Origin of the sequence: Cryobacterium sp. Y50 (genome assembly GCF_002929805.1) — a bacterium.
GTDB lineage: Bacteria > Actinomycetota > Actinomycetes > Actinomycetales > Microbacteriaceae > Cryobacterium.
Genome location: NZ_PJJM01000104.1, coordinates 28,191 through 44,096, shown reverse-complemented (window position 1 = coordinate 44,096; position 15,906 = coordinate 28,191). Strand labels below are relative to the sequence as shown.

Here is a 15,906-nt window from a genome sequence, read left to right as displayed (position 1 = left end):
CGCCGGCCACGCTGGCAAGAGCGTTTCACGTCGGGCAGCAGGGTGCTGAGGAGATAGCTGCAGCGACGCATGAAGGGAACGGCCAGCGGAGGCCCAATCAACCGAAGACGAAGCGCAGATCCACAGTGGATACCTTGGACTACGTGAGCGCAGGTGCGCTGCAAGACTGGCGGACGCGGCCGGTCGACGAGGAACAGGTGCGGCTACTTGACGAGGTTCGAGAGTGCGATCTGGCCATCAACCGTGCCCACGCCGCCCGCGCGGCCGCAATCGATCGGGTCGCCGTATGGGTGGCTGGCACGGCGGAGACTGGTCGACCGCTGCCGGCAATGTTGCTGACACGCGAAGCGCAAGACGCTGGCGAGACTGGTCGCCCGTTGCAGCGCTGGTCGGAGAAGAAGGCCGCCGAGGAAGGCCTCGTCGCGGAGCTCGCTTGTCTGCTCCGGGTGCATGACAATACCGCCCGCAATCTGCTCTGCATGAGCAAGATGCTGCAGCACGAACTGCCGGCGACCCGCGCCAAGCTCGCCGACGGCACGATCAGCTACCGCCACGCGGAGATCATCGTCAACAATGCTCTGTCGCTGCCCGATGATGCCTGGGCCGCCTTCGAAGTTGAAGCCCTCACCGGGGTGGAAGACCTCACGGTCGGGCAGCTCAAGAAGCGGGCGATCACCGTGCGGGAACTTTCCCACCCCGAGTCGATCGTGAAACGCCATAAGAAGGCACTGAGCGAGCGGTGGTTCTCCGTCATTCCTGCCCAGGACGGCATGGCCTGTCTCGAGATGATCCTCACGCAAGAAGACGCCGCCGCGATCACCGACCGCGTCGACTCCCTAGCACGCAGCCTGCACAACGCCGCCGAGCAAGAACCCGTCGATACCCGCACCCTCGGCCAGCAACGCCTCGACGTCGCCGTCGACCTCCTGCTGACCGGAGTGACCGAGACGGGCCTGGGCGCCGGAGTGCAGGGCTTGGTAAACGTGACCGTGCCGGTGCTGACCCTCATGGGCCTCAGCGACGAACCCGGAACCCTCGACGGATTCGGACCCATCGACGCCGAGACCGCCCGCCGAGTCGCCGCCACAGCGAAAAGCTTCACCCGCATCCTGATCCACCCGGAGACCAGCGCAGTGCTCAGCGTCGGCAAGACCCGCTACAAGGTCCCAGCCGACCTGAAGAAGTGGCTGGAGATCCGCGACGGCACCTGCCGATTCCCCGGCTGCACCCGGCAAGCCCGACACAGCGAAGTCGACCACACCCACGACTGGCAATACAACGGCGAAACCCGCTGGGACAACCTCGCCCACCTCTGCAAACGCGGGCACCGCCTCAAAACCGAGTCCGGCTGGACCGCCGAGCAAAGCACCGACGGGGTGATGCACTGGACCAGCCCCGCCGGCAAACACTATGCGACCCACCCCGCCACCCGGCTCGGCCCGAACTCTGCTGCCGCCGCGAGCGAACGCGCACCAGCGGAGCAGATCCCGAAGCGACCGGTCGATGTCTGGGCCGAACTCGCTGACCCCAACCACGACTGGGCCAGAACACCCTTCTAGAGCGACCTTGCAAGTAACCCACCGGGGCGGCCGAACAGGAACAGCAGGTGCGCCTCTGCCGTTCCGAGGAGTTCGGGGCCGCGGCCGACGCCCCAGTCAGCATCCGTCGCCACCAGCGTGCGAACGCGGAGTATGGCCTTGATCGCTGTCGGCGCGATCAAGCTCTGACGCAGGGCTACCGCGCCGGATACCGTCGGCGCCACCGGCAGTGTGAGACCGAGCGGATGCGCCAGGTCGAGACCGTGCACTACGGCCTCGGTGAGTTCGGTAATGCCGTGGCGCCCGTAGCCGGCCGCCTTGCTTGCGGCGATCTGCCTGATCTGCGCGACGAGTTCGGCCGGCGTCGCTTCTGCTGCGGCACGACTGAGCACATCGATCGCCCGGTTGGGATTGATGAAGTGACCAAAATAAGCGCGTGTCGCAGTGCTGACCAGCTCGCGGTTGGAGCTGCCAACCCGCCACACGATGTGGCCGGCGACGTCCCGAACCCGCCAGCCCTTGCAGAGGCTCGACGACTCCCACTGCTCGGCAGTGAGCCCCGCGAGCAGATTGGCGCTCGCCGTGAGCGTGGTGGCGAGATAGTCGCGCCAGTTCGAGTTCGCGCCGGATTCGTCACCGACACGTCGCTGGCTGAGCGGAAGGTATTTCGACAGGTCGGCCATATTATTTAGCGTAGACGACAGCGATCGGTAGCACGCAGAAATACCTCGCCTAGGAACACCACTACCCCGCCGACCGAAGTCGACGGGGTAGTGGCAGGGAACACACCGCAGTCGCTGGAGCGGCTGCGACGACTACTTACGTGCGGGCTCGAGGAGCTGCAGCACGTCAGAGTTCGACTGATTGGCCTGGGCGGACATGGCGACGCCCGGCTGCGCGAGAATATTCTCCTGCGTGTGCTTGGACATCTCGGCGGCCATCTCGCTGTCGCGCAGCGGAGTGCTTGCGGCGATCTTGTTCTCGGTTGCAACTTGGGAGAGCTTGCCATCGAATTCGACGGTGTCGGCGACGACGCGGTCTCGAATTCCGCCCGAGAGGGCGACGGTTGGCTGAGCGAGACCGCTTTGCGACGCTGCCAGGTTGCGCAGGGCTGTCGAAGCGGAGTGCGAAGTGTTGACCTGAATGCTCATGATTTTTTCTTCCGTGAGATGTGATTGTCACGCCGGCCCGTCCGTGGGCCGATGCTGTTTGGTGAGGTGAAACTAGGCAGTGAATTGGTACTGCGGGGGTCAGGACGCGATGCGGGCGACCTCGGGTACGGCATCTTCTAGGAGTGGTCCTCGCACCGTGCGGGTCATACCCACGGCTGCCAGGTCGGCGAGTCGAGCGAGGTAAGCGCTGCGACGGGCTGGTGCAATGCGCGACTCCGGCTGGTACACAGCCTCGGTGTCATCGGCATAGTGGGTGCTGAGGCCATCACGCAACAAGCGGATGGCCTCGGCTCGGGTCTGAGACACGGCCGAGTGGGTGGTTCCCAGGTCGGCTGCAATCTCTTTAACCGATCGGTCGTCGAAGTAAACCTGCTTGACGATCTCGCGCATTTTCTCCGGCAGGGCCGCGATAGCAGCGCGCAGGTAGACCAGTCGCTCATCTGAGAGCAACGAAGATTCGGGCATGGCCGTGTCAGCCACGAGAAATTCGGCGGTGGTGTCGTCGAGGGTGGTCAGCGTGCGGGCGGCATCGGAGAGGCCAGCAGCGGCGGTCTCGCGATCGACACCGAGCGCGGCGGCAACTTCTTCGACGTTGGGCGTGCGACCCAGAGCTGCGGACAACGTGTCCTGCACGGAGAGCGTTTCCTTGATGCGGCGGCGCGCAGTGCGGGTGGCCCAGTCGTTGGAACGCATCTCGTCGGCAAAAGCACCGATGATGCGACGGCGGGCGAAGGCACCGAAGGGAACGCCGAGATCGGGATTGAAGGCATCCGCTGAAGTGATGAGGGCGACGGCGCCGGCGGAAGCGAGATCATCGCGAGACAGGTGACGAGCCTTGGCCCAGACCTCGGACACAAGGTATCCAACGAGCGGAAGGTTCTCGACAACGAGGGCATTGCGCTCAGTCCTATTCACAAGCCGGCCCCCCAGAATTATTTCACTACCTGTCAAAATGTGCCCGCTCATGCGCCACACGCAATAGACCCGACGGCCTGTTACCGCCAATCTACCCCAGAAAAGGGTAAATGGGTAGTATCTTTTTACCCATTTGACCAATTTCCTGTCCCTCGAAGGGGGGGATTAGCACGTTCCGGAGGTTGTTGTCTGGCATTCAGGCAACATCGCGGCGGCAAAGTGTTGGAGTTTTCGTGAATTGCGAAGTCTTTTTCTAACGCTTTTGGGTGACCGACCGAGAGTGGGATTGACGGAATCGATGCATCTACATGGGTAGCTGCCGAACTAGGCCGATAAAGGTGGTTGGAGGACTCATGGGCGCCAATGAACTCTCAGCGTTGCTCTGGCGCGAACGAGAACTCCTGGAACTGCTGGTGTTCAAGCTCGAAGAGGAGCAACTACTGCTGCAGGGCGGCAAGTCACGCTGGCTCCAGCACGCCACCCGCGAGGTCGAACAGGTCTTGAACCTGGTGCGCGAAGCTGGCCTCGGCCGCTCGGTCGAAGTGGCCGCCCTGGCTACCCTGTGGGGAACGCAGGACGATTCAACCCTGCGCGAGCTCGTCGCCAACGCCCCGACCGGTCCGTGGGGTGAAATCTTCGCCGCCCACCTCAAGGCCATGGGCGATCTCACTACACAGATCAAAGAACTGCGCGACTCCAACGAACGCTTCATCCGCAACGCCGCCCGGTCTACCCAGGAGACCATGGCCAGCGCGAACATCGGCGCCAAAACTTACGACGCGAGCGGAGCGACCGGCGCCCCGGTGACGAACGCCCGCATCTTCGACCGAAACCTGTGAGGACGTTGCGATGAGTACTTTCAGCGGCCTGAACACGGCCTACTCGGGACTCGTCGCGGCCAGAAAAGGTCTTGACGTTGTCGGACAGAACATCTCCAACGCCAACACGGTCGGTTATACCCGTCAACGGGTGACCACGTCGGCCGTGGGCAGCCTGGCCGAAACCGGCCAACTCACGAGCGGCCTGCGCGTGGGCGAGGGTGTCTCCGTCGACGGCATCGCCCGCCTCGGCAATGCCCAGCTGGATGCCCACGTGCGCAACTCCGCAGCGGCCGCCGGCTACACCGCCGTGCGCGCCAACTCCCTGAGCAGCATTGAGACCTCGCTCAACGAGCCCGGCGAGAACGGCATCTCGGCCAAGCTCGACGAGTTTTGGGCCGGCTGGCAGGAACTCTCCAACGGATCGGACTCGGCCACTCCCGCAGCATTGCTCCTCTCTACCGCCGGAGAACTCACCACCATGATCGCGCAGGGCTACCAGGCCGTCAGCAACGAGTATTCCTCGGTGCGTGGCGACCTCGGAAGCATGGTCACCGAGCTCAACACCGCGGCGAGCCAGGTGGCCGCCCTCAACGTGCAGATTCGCACGACCCTCGCCACCGGTGGCAGCGCCAACGAACTGCTCGACCAGCGCGAACTGCTAACGACGACGATTTCGGCGCTCACCGGGGCATCCGTTGTGGCGCAGAGTGACGGAACGGTCAACGTACTGATCGGCGGCAACGCGCTCGTCAGTGGCGGCACGGCTAGTGCGCTAAAATTGGTGGGCGGAACGACGCTTGACGACGCGATGGCTGGCACCAAGGTCACCTTGGCGTGGGCGGATGATTCGCGCACATCTGACGTGGTCGTCGACGGCGGCGAGATTGCCGGGGCGTTGACACTGTTGGCTCCGACAGGCGACCTCAAGCGGGCAGCGGATGGTTACAACGAGTTCGCGAAGGACCTCGCCGAAAATGTGAATACGATTTATGAGACCGGCACGAACGCTTCGGGCGATCTATCGGACCCGTTCTTTACATTCGCCCCGGGCACACAGCCTGCACTCGGCCTCAGCGTTGTTCCGGTGAAGGCTTCAGATATTATCGCCGGCGACCTCGCTGGAGGTGGCGCCTACGACGGTTCCGTAGCGGATGCCATCGCCCAGCTCGGCGCTGGCCAGGCCGTCGACGAGTTTGGCGCCGCTGTCGACTCCCCCAATACCAAGTGGTCAGACTTCGTCTCGACCATTGCCGTCGCCACCCAGTCCGAGCTGCAGCAGGCGAACCTGGCTAGCACGACGGCCACCTACGCCTCGAGCCAGCAGCTCGCCAATTCCTCGGTCGACCTCGACGAAGAGAACGTGAACCTGCTCATGTTCCAGACCGCGTACCAGGGCGCCGCCCGGGTGTTGACGGCCGTAGACGAAATGCTCGATACCCTGATCAACCGCACCGGACTGGTAGGAAGGTAAGTCATGATCACCCGTGTCACCGGCCAGACCCAGATGCGCGCGGCCCAGCGCAACCTGCAAGAAAACATGGCGCAGCTGTCCAAGCTGCAGGAACAAGCCAGCACGCTCAAGGGCATCAACCGGTCGTCCGACGACCCGACGGCTGCGGCATCCGCTATGGCGGTGCGCGCCGAGCAGGCCGCAACCGGCCAGTACAGCCGTAACGCCAACGACGGCGACAACTGGCTCACGACCATCGACTCCGCCATGTCGGCGACGAGCGACATCATGATGCGAGTGCGCAACCTCACTGTGCAGGGTGCCAACGGCGCCGTCAGCGCCACCGCCAAGGAAGCCATCGCGGTCGAGCTCGAAGGACTCAAGGCCTCGCTGCTCACCCAGGCCAACACCACCTATGTGGGACGTAGCGTGTTCGCGGGCAATTCGAATGCCGGCGTGGCATTCGAGGCCGACTATTCCTATACCGGGATTGACAGCAGCAGCGGCATTTCCAATAGCCCCGTCGAACGGCGCATCAGTGCTGACACGACAGTTCGAGTGGATGGCGATGGTGCGGCGATTTTCGGTGGCAGCGCTGGGGCATCCGTTTTCGATCTGCTCGACGATGTCATCGCGAGCCTGCGCGGCAACTCCACGGATTCAATCAGCAGCCACCTCGGGAACATTGACACCCGAATGGACAAGATGACCAGCGAGTGGGCCACCATCGGTGCCCGCCAGGTGCAGATTGAACGCGCGCAGGAGAATCTGCTGAGCAAGACCGGAGCGCTTGAGACCCAACGCGTCGGACTCGAAGACGTCGACCTCACCCAGATTGTGCTCGAACTGCAATTGCAACAGGTTTCCTACCAATCCGCCCTCGCTGTCACCGCCAAGGTGCTGCAGCCCACACTGATGGACTTTCTCCGATGAGCACTTCTCCGATGCCCCCCGTGTCGCCAAGTACAGAGTCGCCGAGCGTTGCGTTGGTCAGCCCGCTGCTGAGCTTCGTCACTCCGCCGCCCGGGCTCGATCCGCACACGGACTTTCGACTGAGCGAGATCGAGGGCGCTACCGGGCTGTACTCACTGCAGGCAGAAGCCGAGCCCGAGACGCGCATGTTCGTGCTCGACGCCGGGGTATACCTGCCCGACTACTCCCCCGTGATCTCGAGCGAGCAGTCCGACGCCCTCGCGATCGTGGCCCCGGCCGATGCGATCGTACTCGTCGTGGTCAACCCCGGTGAAGAGACGACGACGGTGAACCTCATGGCTCCGATCGTGGTCAACGCGCTGACCGGCATCTGCGCCCAGGTCATTCTCGACAGCCAGGACTGGCCCCTGCGCGCCGAGCTCGGGGCCCTCGCCGCCTAATTGCTCCGCACGCCGAGCTTTCTGCGTGAGAGGCCATCTTCTGGGTGGCGCTGTCAACTAGCGCGACTCAGCCTCGATCAGCGCAACCTCGAAGGCTACCCACGGCAGCATGGCGCACTTGACCCTGGCCGGATAGCGCGAGACTCCCCCGAACGCCGCGGCGTCGCCGAGAATCTCTTCGTCGGGCTCGATCTTGCCGCGCGAGCGCAGCATCTCACGAAAGTTGTCGAGCAGAGCGCGGGCCTCGGTCACACTGAGGCCGCGCAGCGTATCCGTCAGAATCGAAGTGGATGCCTGCGAGATCGAGCAGCCCTCCCCGGCCCAGACCAGATCGAACACCGAGGTATCCGTTGAAGCGCCAGCGGCCGAGTCAACGGCATCCGTCTTGGTAGAAGCACCAGCGCCGAGCGAGACGCGCAGCGTCACCTCGTCGCCGCAGGTCGTGTTGATCTGGTGCGATTCGGCCACGCGCAGGCCGCTCGCGGCGCCGTGGGATACGGCGTCGGCTAGCGGCGCGAGGTTGACGGCTCCGTGCCTGGCTTTGGAGTGCTCCAGAATGATGGTCTGGTAGAGAGTCTGCAGGTCGCTCATCGCTTGACTGCCCCGTTCACGCCGAAGAACGGCGCGACCTCGGCGAGGGTGGCCAGAAACAGGTCGACCTCGTCGGTCGTGTTGTACAGGTACGTGCTGGCCCGGGTCGAGGCGGTCACGCCCAGTCGGCGGTGCAGGGGTTGGGCGCAGTGGTGGCCGACGCGAACGGCGATGCCGGCGTCGTCGAGAAACTGGCCGACATCGTGGGCGTGCACACCGGCGACATCGACGGCGGTAAGTCCCAGGCGCTCCACGCCGAGTCCGGGGCCGAGCAGGCGTACGCCGTCAATCTCCGCGAGGCCGGCGACCAGGCGCTGGCCGAGCTGGGCCTCCCAGGCGGCGACCCGATCCATGCCGGTTTCGCGCAGGTAGTCGACGGCCGCCGCTAGGGCGATCGCCTGGGAGATGCGCTGGGTGCCGGCTTCGAAGCGCTGCGGCGGCGCCTGAAATTCGGCCGTCTGCATGTTCACGGTCGTGATCATCGACCCCCCGGTCAAAAACGGCGGCATGTCGGCGAGCAGGTCGGCCTTGCCATAGAGCGCGCCGATACCGGTCGGACCGAGCATCTTATGACCCGAGAAGACCGCGAAGTCCACGTCGAGCGCCTTGACGTCGACCGGCAGGTGCGGCACGGTCTGGCAGGCGTCGAGCACGACAAGCGCGCCGACCTTACGGGCCAGGGCGACGAGTTCGGCCACCGGGTTCAGGGTTCCGGTGACGTTCGAGCCATGCGTGAAGGCGAGCAGTCTGGTGTGGGGGCCGACAACATCCGCTGCGGAAAGCAGGTCGAGAGTGCCGTCATCGAGAACGGGAATGAAGCGCAGCGTGGCGCCGGTGCGCAGCGCGAGTTGCTGCCAGGGAATGAGGTTGGCGTGGTGTTCCATCTCGGTGACCACGATCTCGTCGCCAGCGCCAAGGCTGAATCGCCGGGCCGCCCGGCCGCCGAGGCCGAGCGAGGCGTTGGAGAAGCTGTAGGCCAGCAGGTTGATGCCCTCGGTGGCGTTGGAGGTCCAGACGATCTCGTCGCCCCGGGCGCCGACGAACGCGGCGACCGTCTCGCGGGCCGCTTCGAACACCTCGGTCGCGTCGACGGCCAGCGTGTGGGCTCCACGGTGCACGGCAGCGTTGCGCTGCTCGTAGTACTCCTGCTCCGCTTCCATCACGCTGATCGGGTTCTGCGAGGTCGCGCCGGAATCCAGATAGGTGAGCGGATGCCCGTTCACGCTTTGATGCAGCACCGGAAAATCGTTGCGAATGCGCTCCACTGCGGTGTTGGTCAGCGGGGCAGTTTCGCGGTGCTGTGCAGTTTCGCGGTGCTGTGCAGTGGAGCTTGCGGACGATGGAGCGATAAACGTCATACACCAAGGATATTCCCTCGACCCGAACGCGGGCGCCGCGCAGTGCGAGTATGACCAAACGGTGGAAAACGCGTTGGGAGCGTGTGAGGCTTAGCGGGTGACCAAGACTGCCGAACAAACCGAGCTGCGCGAGTCGGTCGCACTCGACCGCCCCTGGGTGACCCTGGTCTGGGACGACCCGATCAACCTCATGTCCTATGTCGCCTACGTTTTTCGCAGCTACTTCGGCGTCACGCCCGAAGAAGCCGAGCGGCTCATGCTGCAGGTACACAACAACGGGCGGGCCGTCGTGGCGACCGGCAACCGCGAATCGATGGAACGCCACGTCGAAGCCATGCACGGCTACGGCCTCTGGGCCACGCTTGCCAAGGCCGAGGAATGAACGCCGTGCGTCGGTTCACCGCGCAGGAGGACGGCGCCCTGCTTGGCCGGTTCGAACCGATCGAGGCCGACCTGCTGCGCCTGGCCACCAAACAGCTTCTGGAAATGCTCGACTCCGGCAGCGCCGACCCCGAGCTCGCCGAAAGTGACGGAATCTTCGCCCGGCTGCTGCCTGACGCCTACCGCGACGATGACGAAGCGGCGGCCGAGTTTCGCCGGTATACCTCGGTCAACCTGCTCGAGCGCAAGGCGCTCAACGCACAAATCGTGATCAACACCCTCGGCCTCAGTGCTGGCGAAGAAGATGCCGCTGCCGAAACGGATACCGCTGCTACCGACACCGAGCATCGCCAGCCGATCACGATCAGGCTCGCCCCGGACGCCGTGCAAGCCTGGCTGCGCAGCCTCACCGACCTGCGGCTGACGCTGGCCGACCGACTGCAGATCTCCCCCGATGGCGTGGTGCACCTCGCCACCGAAGACACTCCGTTCCTGCGCGAACTGTACGACTGGCTGGGCATGTTGCAGGAAGAACTGGTCTACTCGATCGACGTCTGACCGCCGAGATTTCGGCGCTTCGATGCATGTTTCATCGGCACTTCGACCGGTGCTTCGATCGGTGCTTCGATCGGCCCGAAATCTGCCTGACATCGTCGCGTTATTCTGCTGCATGGTTCGTGAGGTAGCCTCTTCTGTACATCTTTACTACTGTGCATCTTTACTTCTGTCCATCTTTGCTACTGTGCATCCCCCATTACCGTGCGCCCATGGTCGCTCGCACGGCTCGACCCGGCCACGCTCAGCCTGACACTGCTTGGCCCCTCCCGGCACTCGACGGAGCCCCATGGACTTGAGTACTGTAACCCGAATCATCCCTGCTCTGCAGCGCAGCGATCTTGACGCCCTCGGACCGACCGTCGTGCCGCTGGCCGGCGGATCCGAGCTGTTCGCCGACCCGCGCGCCCACCTCACCGGCCTGGTCGACCTGCAAACCTTCGGATGGCCGGCGCTGACGATCACGAATGATTACCTCGAGATTGCCGCGACCTGCACCTTCACCGAGCTGTCTCGGCTGCCGATGCAGAAGGGCTGGGCGGCGCATCCGCTTTTCTATCAGTGCTGCACGGCCCTGTTCGGCTCGTTTAAGGTTTGGAATGTTGCCACGATCGGCGGCAATCTGGCTACCGCGCTTCCGGCCGGGCCCATGATCACCCTGGCCGTCGCGCTCGACGCCGAGCTGCTCATCTGGCGGGGTGACGGCACCGATGAGATCGTTTCAGCCCGGTCCTTCGTGACCGGAAATATGACCAACGTGCTCGGGCCGCAAGATGTGCTGCGCTCCATTCACGTGCCGCTGGCCGCGCTGCAGGCCACGACGGCGTATCGCAAGATTGCTCTGTCACCGCTCGGGCGCTCGGGCGCGGTACTCGCCGGGCGGCTGCACGCCGACGGCTTGTTCGTGCTCACGGTCACGGCAGCGACCCTGCATCCGGTGCAGTTGCGGTATGCGCAAGTGCCCACCGCCGACGTTCTGGCCGACGATATAGGTGCGATCGACTGCTGGTTCACCGACGCCCACGGCGCCGCCGACTGGCGACGCGCGATGGGTCTGCTGCTGGGAGAAGAGATTCGCGCGGAACTCGCTGGAAGGTGCTCATGACGTTGGAACAGGCAAGAATCGAGGCCGTCGACACCGTCATTTTCGAGGTCAACGGCACCCGGGTTGAGGCGACGCCCAGACCCGGCCAGTGCCTGCGCACCGTGCTGCGCGATCACGAACACTTCGAGGTGAAGAAGGGCTGCGACACCGGCGACTGCGGCGCCTGCACGGTTCAGGTCGACGGCACGCCCGTGCACTCCTGCATTTTTCCGGCTTACCGTGCCGCCGGAAAGCAGATCACGACCGCGGCCGGCCTCGGCCAGCCCGGCAACCTCGCGCCCGTTCAGCAACGCTTCGTCGACTCCGCCGGCTTCCAATGCGGCTTCTGCACGCCCGGCATGGTCGTCACGGCCGCCGCCCTTGAAGCGGATGCCGACGCCCACCTCGACGACCTACCCCGTCTGCTTAAGGGAAACCTCTGCCGCTGCACCGGTTATCGCTCGATCAACGAGGCGATTGGTGGCCAGCACACCCCGCCGGAAGGCGTCTGCCACGCGGGGCAGCCACGTGAGCACGCCGAAGCATCAAGTCTTGGGCCGGTACGCGCGACCGGTCGGGCCGCCGGGCTCGTCGGCACCTCCCCCGGCGCCCCCGCCGGTGAGCGCGTGGTCAGCGGGCTCGAGCCGTACACCCTTGACGTTTCCGTTGCCGGGCTGCTGCACCTGGCGGTGTTGGGGAGTCCACACGCGCACGCGCGCATCCGCTCTCTTGATGCGTCAAAGGCGGCCGCGCTGCCGGGGGTGCACCGGGTGCTGACCCACGCCGACTCGCCGACGACCCTATTTTCGACCGCGCGGCACGAGAGCCGTTTCGACGACCCCGACGACACCCTCATCTTCGACCAGACGCTGCGCTTTCGCGGGCAGCGGGTCGCGGCCGTTGTCGCCGACTCGGTCGCGATCGCCGAGGCGGCCTGCCGGCTGATCGACGTCGAGTATGAGTTGCGGGGCGCCGTGTTCGACCCTCGGCTGGCTGGTATGCCGGGTGCACCACAAGTGCACGGCGACAAAGACCCGGTCGTGTCCCGCCTGGCGAACCCCGGACGCAACCTCGTCGCCGAACTGCACGGCGAATTCGGCAATGTGACAGCCGGACTCGCCGAGGCGACCACCGTCATCTCCGGCAGCTGGCAGACCCAGCGCATTTCGCACACCCACCTCGAAACCCACGGCACGATCGGCTGGATCGACGGCGACCGGCTGGTGCTGCGTACGAGCTCGCAGGTTCCGTTCCTGGTGCAGAAGGAGATCTGCCGACTGTTCGACCTCGACCCGGCCGGAGTGCGCGTGTTCACGGCCCGGGTCGGCGGCGGTTTCGGCGGCAAGCAAGAGCTGCTCACCGAAGACCTCGTCACCCTCGCCGTGCTCACTACCGGCCAGCCGGTACAGTACGAATACACCCGCACCGACGAACTCACGATCGCCCCGACCCGGCACCCGATGACTATCGACGTGACCGTCGGCGCCACCGCCGATGGCCGCCTAACCGCGCTGAAACTGGGCGTACTCGCCGACACCGGCGCCTACGGCAACCACGGCCCCGGCGTGATGTTCCACGGCACGAGCGAGTCCGTCGCGCTCTACAACGTGCCCAACAAGAGAGTGGATGCCCAGAGCGTCTATACGAATAACCCGCCGTCGGGCGCCTTCCGCGGCTACGGCCTCGGCCAGATCATCTTCGCAATCGAAAGCGCGCTCGACGAACTGGCCCGGGAACTGGCCGTGGACCCGTTCGAACTGCGCCGGCTGAACTCGGTGCAGCCTGGCGACCCGCTCGTCGCCACGCACGAGGAAGGGCCAGACCTAATCTTCGGAAGCTACGGCCTCGATCAGTGCCTCGACCTCGCCGAAGCGGCGCTCAAGCGCGGCAATCGGGCCGTCGCACCCTCCGGCGCCCAGTGGAAAGTCGGCTCCGGCATGGCATCGTCGATGATCGCGACCACTCCGCCGCGCGGCCACCGCTCCCAGGCATCCGTTCAGCTTCTCGCGAACGGACGCTACCTGGTGCGGGTCGGCACGACCGAATTCGGCAACGGCACCACGACCGTGCACGCGCAGATCGCCGCAACGGCGCTGCACACTTCTGTCGACCGCATCGATCTGGTGCACTCCGACACGGCTGCTGCCGGTTACGATTCCGGAGCGTTCGGTTCGGCCGGGGTCGTCGTGGCCGGCAAGGCCGTACTCGCCGCGGCGACCGCGCTGGCCGAGTCCCTGGTCGGTGCAGCGGCGGTGTACAGCGGGGCTGCCGATCTGACCTGGCAGCTCGAGCGGGAGGGGGTGCGCGCGAGCGCCGCGTTCGTCACCCTGAGTGAACTAGCCAGCTGGGCCGGTGCCAACGATGTCGATCTCACCGCTGTGCGGCGCGAAGACGGGGCGCTGCGCTCCCTCGCCTTCAACGTGCACGCGTTTCGCGTGGCCGTGAACACCGACACCGGCGAGGTGCGCATTCTGCAGTCGATCCAGGCCGCCGATGCCGGCTTCGTGATGAACCCCGAGCAGTGTCGCGGGCAGATCGAGGGTGGAGTCGCGCAGGCGCTCGGCACCGCCCTGTTCGAGGAGGTCGTACTCGACGACGCCGGAGCGGTGACCACGCGGGTACTGCGCAACTACCACGTTCCCCAGCTCGCGGATCTACCGGTCACCGAGGTCTACTTTGCGCAGAGTCACGACGTGCTCGGGCCCTACGGCGCCAAGTCCATGAGCGAGTCAACCTACAACCCGGTCGCGCCGGCGCTAGCCAACGCCGTGCGCGATGCGATCGGCATCCGTCCGACGGAGCTGCCCATGTCCCGCGACCGCATCTGGCGTCTGCTGCACGGCTGAGCGGATGCGCCGCCCGGTTCTCGCAGGGTGACGCTGTATCGCAGGGCGAGGCGCTGCCCGAAGCGTCTTCGTTCATCACCGAGATTCGGCTGTCGGCACCGAACAAACACCGATTTCTGCACGATCTGTCGCCGTTCAACGTACAGAACAACGGTGAAGTTTACCACACGGCCGACCGGCCTGGGACTCCTACACCGGGCTGGTTTAGGTGCGCTCCGGTACCGAACTGGGCAGATTCCCGGCCGAACGGCGCCACAACGCCGAGTTCACAGCGGGGAGACGGTAATCTCCGCTGTTGTGCACAGAACCATTTCGCCCGAGGTCTTTCGCGGCCACATTTTTCACATAACCGGCGCTCCCACAGTTGCGCAGGCCCGATCGCACCTCGTCTCGGTGCCCGACGGAGCCCTCGTCACGGCCGCCGATGGCACGATCGCCTGGGTCGGCCCCTTCAACGAGCTGCCGGCCACGTTTGCCGCACTGCCGGTGACCCAAACCGGGTTCATCTTGCCGGGTTTCGTCGACACCCACATCCATTTTCCGCAGACCTACACAACGGATGCCTACGGCGGCGGCCAACTACTCGAATGGCTCGACGAGTGCGTGTTCCCAGCCGAGGCTCGGCTGGAAGACCCGGGGTTTGCGCGACAGGTGGCGCGCGATTTCACCCGGCGTCGGGCATCCGTCGGCACGACCAGCGCTCTCGTGTTCGGCTCGGCGTTTGCGCCCGCGCAAAACGCCCTGTTCGAAGAAACCCAGGCGGCCGGCCTGCGACTGGTGAGCGGGCGCGGCATTCAGACCGTCGGCACCGACTCCGCCCGAGCGCTGGTCACGAGTGAGCAGGCAGCTCTTGAACTCACGGCGGCCGAGATCGACCACTGGCACGCCGTCGACACCGGCGACGCGCAGACCGCGCTGCTGCAGGTCGCGATCGTGCCCCGATTCAGCCTATCGGTGACGCCGACAACCCTCGCTGGGCTCGGCGAGCTTTACGACTCGGTGCGGGGCCGCGGCGTGTACTTTCATAGCCACCTCAACGAGAACGACCGGCCAGGCTCCGGGGAAATCGACGTCGTGCGCTCAGTGTTCGGCACGACGACCTATCTCGACACCTACGACGGATGCTTCCTGCCAGGCTCGGCCCACGGTGGCTCGTCGCTGCTCGGCCCCCGCAGCATCCTCGCCCACGCCGTGCACTGCCAAGATTCGGAGCTCGCCCGCCTCGCCGACACCGGCACGTCGATCGCGCACTGCCCGACCTCGCAGGCGTTCCTCGGGTCGGGCACCATGCCGTGGCGGCGCACGACCGGTTTCGGGGTGAACGTCGCGATTGGAACGGATGTCGGCGGCGGCGACGAATGGCTCGTCACGCGGGTGCTCAACGACTGCTACAAGGCGCACCTGTCCGAACCGGGAGATGCCGGCCTGGCACTCGATCCGGCCGCGCTGCTGTTCACCGGAACCCTCGCCGGGGCCCGCGCGCTCGATATGGAGGCCCGGTTCGGCAATTTCGACCTCGGCAAGGATGCGGACGTTCTGCTAATCGACCCGGACCGCTGGGAACCGCTCGCACTCGTGCTGGCGAACGCCGTGCGCGCCGACGACGCAGTGCTGGCCGCCGAGCAGACCCTATTTGCGCTGCTGCTCGCCCTGCGCGAGCCCGCGATCACCGGGGTCTACGTTCGTGGCCGCCGCGTGAACGTGGACTAGACCGGGCTTGGTTTCGCAGGCCGACAGCCCCAGGGTGCGCCGGCCTGCTGCCGTGGGCTCGCCAGGTCTGCTCACCCGTGGTGCGGCTGACTGCAGCACAGGTCGCCGCAAA

Annotated in this window: 15 protein-coding genes; 10 read left to right on the top strand and 5 right to left on the bottom strand. The window is 65.4% G+C overall.

Going from position 1 to position 15,906, the window contains the following annotated elements; all coding sequences use genetic code 11:
* Positions 1-143 precede the first annotated feature (143 nt).
* Positions 144-1,559: an HNH endonuclease signature motif containing protein gene (locus tag CXY73_RS19075; protein WP_158254164.1), complete on the top strand. Its 1,416-nt coding sequence runs from the start codon at positions 144-146 to the stop codon at positions 1,557-1,559.
* Here the strand turns inward: CXY73_RS19075 and CXY73_RS19070 are convergent.
* The 3 genes from CXY73_RS19070 to CXY73_RS19060 form a co-directional block, all read right to left on the bottom strand.
* Positions 1,556-2,221, bottom strand: coding sequence for a maleylpyruvate isomerase family mycothiol-dependent enzyme (locus tag CXY73_RS19070; protein ID WP_104178620.1), 666 nt, complete (start codon positions 2,219-2,221; stop codon positions 1,556-1,558). The genes CXY73_RS19075 and CXY73_RS19070 overlap by 4 nt on opposite strands.
* A 132-nt stretch (positions 2,222-2,353) precedes the next feature.
* Positions 2,354-2,689, bottom strand: a complete 336-nt coding sequence (locus CXY73_RS19065) for a flagellin (RefSeq protein ID WP_104138933.1) — start codon at positions 2,687-2,689, stop codon at positions 2,354-2,356.
* 99 nt (positions 2,690-2,788) lie between these two features.
* Positions 2,789-3,625 carry a sigma-70 family RNA polymerase sigma factor gene (locus CXY73_RS19060; protein ID WP_104178619.1) on the bottom strand — a complete coding sequence of 279 codons (837 nt, stop codon included), beginning with the start codon at positions 3,623-3,625 and terminating at the stop codon, positions 2,789-2,791.
* Positions 3,626-3,978: 353 nt separating this feature from the next.
* Here CXY73_RS19060 and CXY73_RS19055 point away from each other — a divergent pair, with 353 nt between their 5' ends.
* Genes CXY73_RS19055 through CXY73_RS19040 form a run of 4 tightly spaced genes read left to right on the top strand, consistent with a single transcriptional unit; the run spans position 3,979 to position 7,269 of the window.
* Complete coding sequence (locus tag CXY73_RS19055) at positions 3,979-4,464, top strand: flagellar protein FlgN (protein WP_104138928.1); 486 nt, start codon at positions 3,979-3,981, stop codon at positions 4,462-4,464.
* Between the two features lie 10 nt (positions 4,465-4,474).
* Entirely contained in the window at positions 4,475-5,917 is a 1,443-nt protein-coding gene (gene flgK, locus CXY73_RS19050) for a flagellar hook-associated protein FlgK (RefSeq protein WP_104178618.1), read from the top strand.
* 3 nt (positions 5,918-5,920) lie between these two features.
* Positions 5,921-6,829 (top strand): flagellar hook-associated protein FlgL, encoded by a 909-nt coding sequence (flgL, locus tag CXY73_RS19045; protein ID WP_104178617.1) that lies wholly within the window; start codon positions 5,921-5,923, stop codon positions 6,827-6,829.
* The gene (locus CXY73_RS19040; RefSeq protein ID WP_233198475.1) at positions 6,826-7,269 is read left to right on the top strand and encodes a flagellar assembly protein FliW; all 444 of its coding nucleotides are present in this window, start codon (positions 6,826-6,828) and stop codon (positions 7,267-7,269) included. Before flgL ends, CXY73_RS19040 begins: the two co-directional genes overlap by 4 nt.
* 57 nt (positions 7,270-7,326) lie before the next feature.
* Here the strand turns inward: CXY73_RS19040 and sufU are convergent, their stop codons facing one another.
* Both sufU and CXY73_RS19030 read right to left on the bottom strand, forming a co-directional pair.
* Positions 7,327-7,860: a Fe-S cluster assembly sulfur transfer protein SufU gene (sufU, locus tag CXY73_RS19035; RefSeq protein WP_104178616.1), complete on the bottom strand. Its 534-nt coding sequence runs from the start codon at positions 7,858-7,860 to the stop codon at positions 7,327-7,329.
* The gene (locus tag CXY73_RS19030; RefSeq protein ID WP_104178615.1) at positions 7,857-9,218 is read right to left on the bottom strand and encodes an aminotransferase class V-fold PLP-dependent enzyme; all 1,362 of its coding nucleotides are present in this window, start codon (positions 9,216-9,218) and stop codon (positions 7,857-7,859) included. The genes sufU and CXY73_RS19030 overlap by 4 nt, the downstream gene beginning before the upstream one ends.
* A gap of 97 nt (positions 9,219-9,315) precedes the next feature.
* Between CXY73_RS19030 and clpS the strand changes: the two genes are divergently transcribed.
* The 5 genes from clpS (at position 9,316) to CXY73_RS19000 (ending at position 15,794) form a co-directional block, all read left to right on the top strand.
* Positions 9,316-9,600, top strand: coding sequence for an ATP-dependent Clp protease adapter ClpS (clpS, locus tag CXY73_RS19025; protein ID WP_104178614.1), 285 nt, complete (start codon positions 9,316-9,318; stop codon positions 9,598-9,600).
* Positions 9,597-10,157 carry a DUF2017 family protein gene (locus CXY73_RS19020; protein ID WP_104178613.1) on the top strand — a complete coding sequence of 187 codons (561 nt, stop codon included), beginning with the start codon at positions 9,597-9,599 and terminating at the stop codon, positions 10,155-10,157. The genes clpS and CXY73_RS19020 overlap by 4 nt, the downstream gene beginning before the upstream one ends.
* 286 nt (positions 10,158-10,443) lie before the next feature.
* On the top strand, positions 10,444-11,259 hold the full coding sequence (locus CXY73_RS19015) for an FAD binding domain-containing protein (RefSeq protein WP_104134332.1): 816 nt from the start codon (positions 10,444-10,446) through the stop codon (positions 11,257-11,259).
* On the top strand, positions 11,256-14,084 hold the full coding sequence (locus CXY73_RS19010) for a molybdopterin-dependent oxidoreductase (protein ID WP_104178612.1): 2,829 nt from the start codon (positions 11,256-11,258) through the stop codon (positions 14,082-14,084). Before CXY73_RS19015 ends, CXY73_RS19010 begins: the two co-directional genes overlap by 4 nt.
* A 297-nt stretch (positions 14,085-14,381) precedes the next feature.
* Positions 14,382-15,794, top strand: coding sequence for an amidohydrolase family protein (locus tag CXY73_RS19000; protein WP_233198474.1), 1,413 nt, complete (start codon positions 14,382-14,384; stop codon positions 15,792-15,794).
* The last annotated feature ends 112 nt before the right edge of the window (positions 15,795-15,906 follow it).

Coding starts and splice junctions, on each gene's coding strand:
- sufU (WP_104178616.1), bottom strand. CDS start 7,860: ATGAGCGACCTGCAGACTCTCTACCAGACCATCATTCTGGAGCACTCC.
- CXY73_RS19020 (WP_104178613.1), top strand. CDS start 9,597: ATGAACGCCGTGCGTCGGTTCACCGCGCAGGAGGACGGCGCCCTGCTT.
- CXY73_RS19040 (WP_233198475.1), top strand. CDS start 6,826: ATGAGCACTTCTCCGATGCCCCCCGTGTCGCCAAGTACAGAGTCGCCG.
- flgK (WP_104178618.1), top strand. CDS start 4,475: ATGAGTACTTTCAGCGGCCTGAACACGGCCTACTCGGGACTCGTCGCG.
- CXY73_RS19010 (WP_104178612.1), top strand. CDS start 11,256: ATGACGTTGGAACAGGCAAGAATCGAGGCCGTCGACACCGTCATTTTC.
- CXY73_RS19065 (WP_104138933.1), bottom strand. CDS start 2,689: ATGAGCATTCAGGTCAACACTTCGCACTCCGCTTCGACAGCCCTGCGC.
- flgL (WP_104178617.1), top strand. CDS start 5,921: ATGATCACCCGTGTCACCGGCCAGACCCAGATGCGCGCGGCCCAGCGC.
- CXY73_RS19055 (WP_104138928.1), top strand. CDS start 3,979: ATGGGCGCCAATGAACTCTCAGCGTTGCTCTGGCGCGAACGAGAACTC.
- CXY73_RS19015 (WP_104134332.1), top strand. CDS start 10,444: ATGGACTTGAGTACTGTAACCCGAATCATCCCTGCTCTGCAGCGCAGC.
- CXY73_RS19070 (WP_104178620.1), bottom strand. CDS start 2,221: ATGGCCGACCTGTCGAAATACCTTCCGCTCAGCCAGCGACGTGTCGGT.
- CXY73_RS19030 (WP_104178615.1), bottom strand. CDS start 9,218: ATGACGTTTATCGCTCCATCGTCCGCAAGCTCCACTGCACAGCACCGC.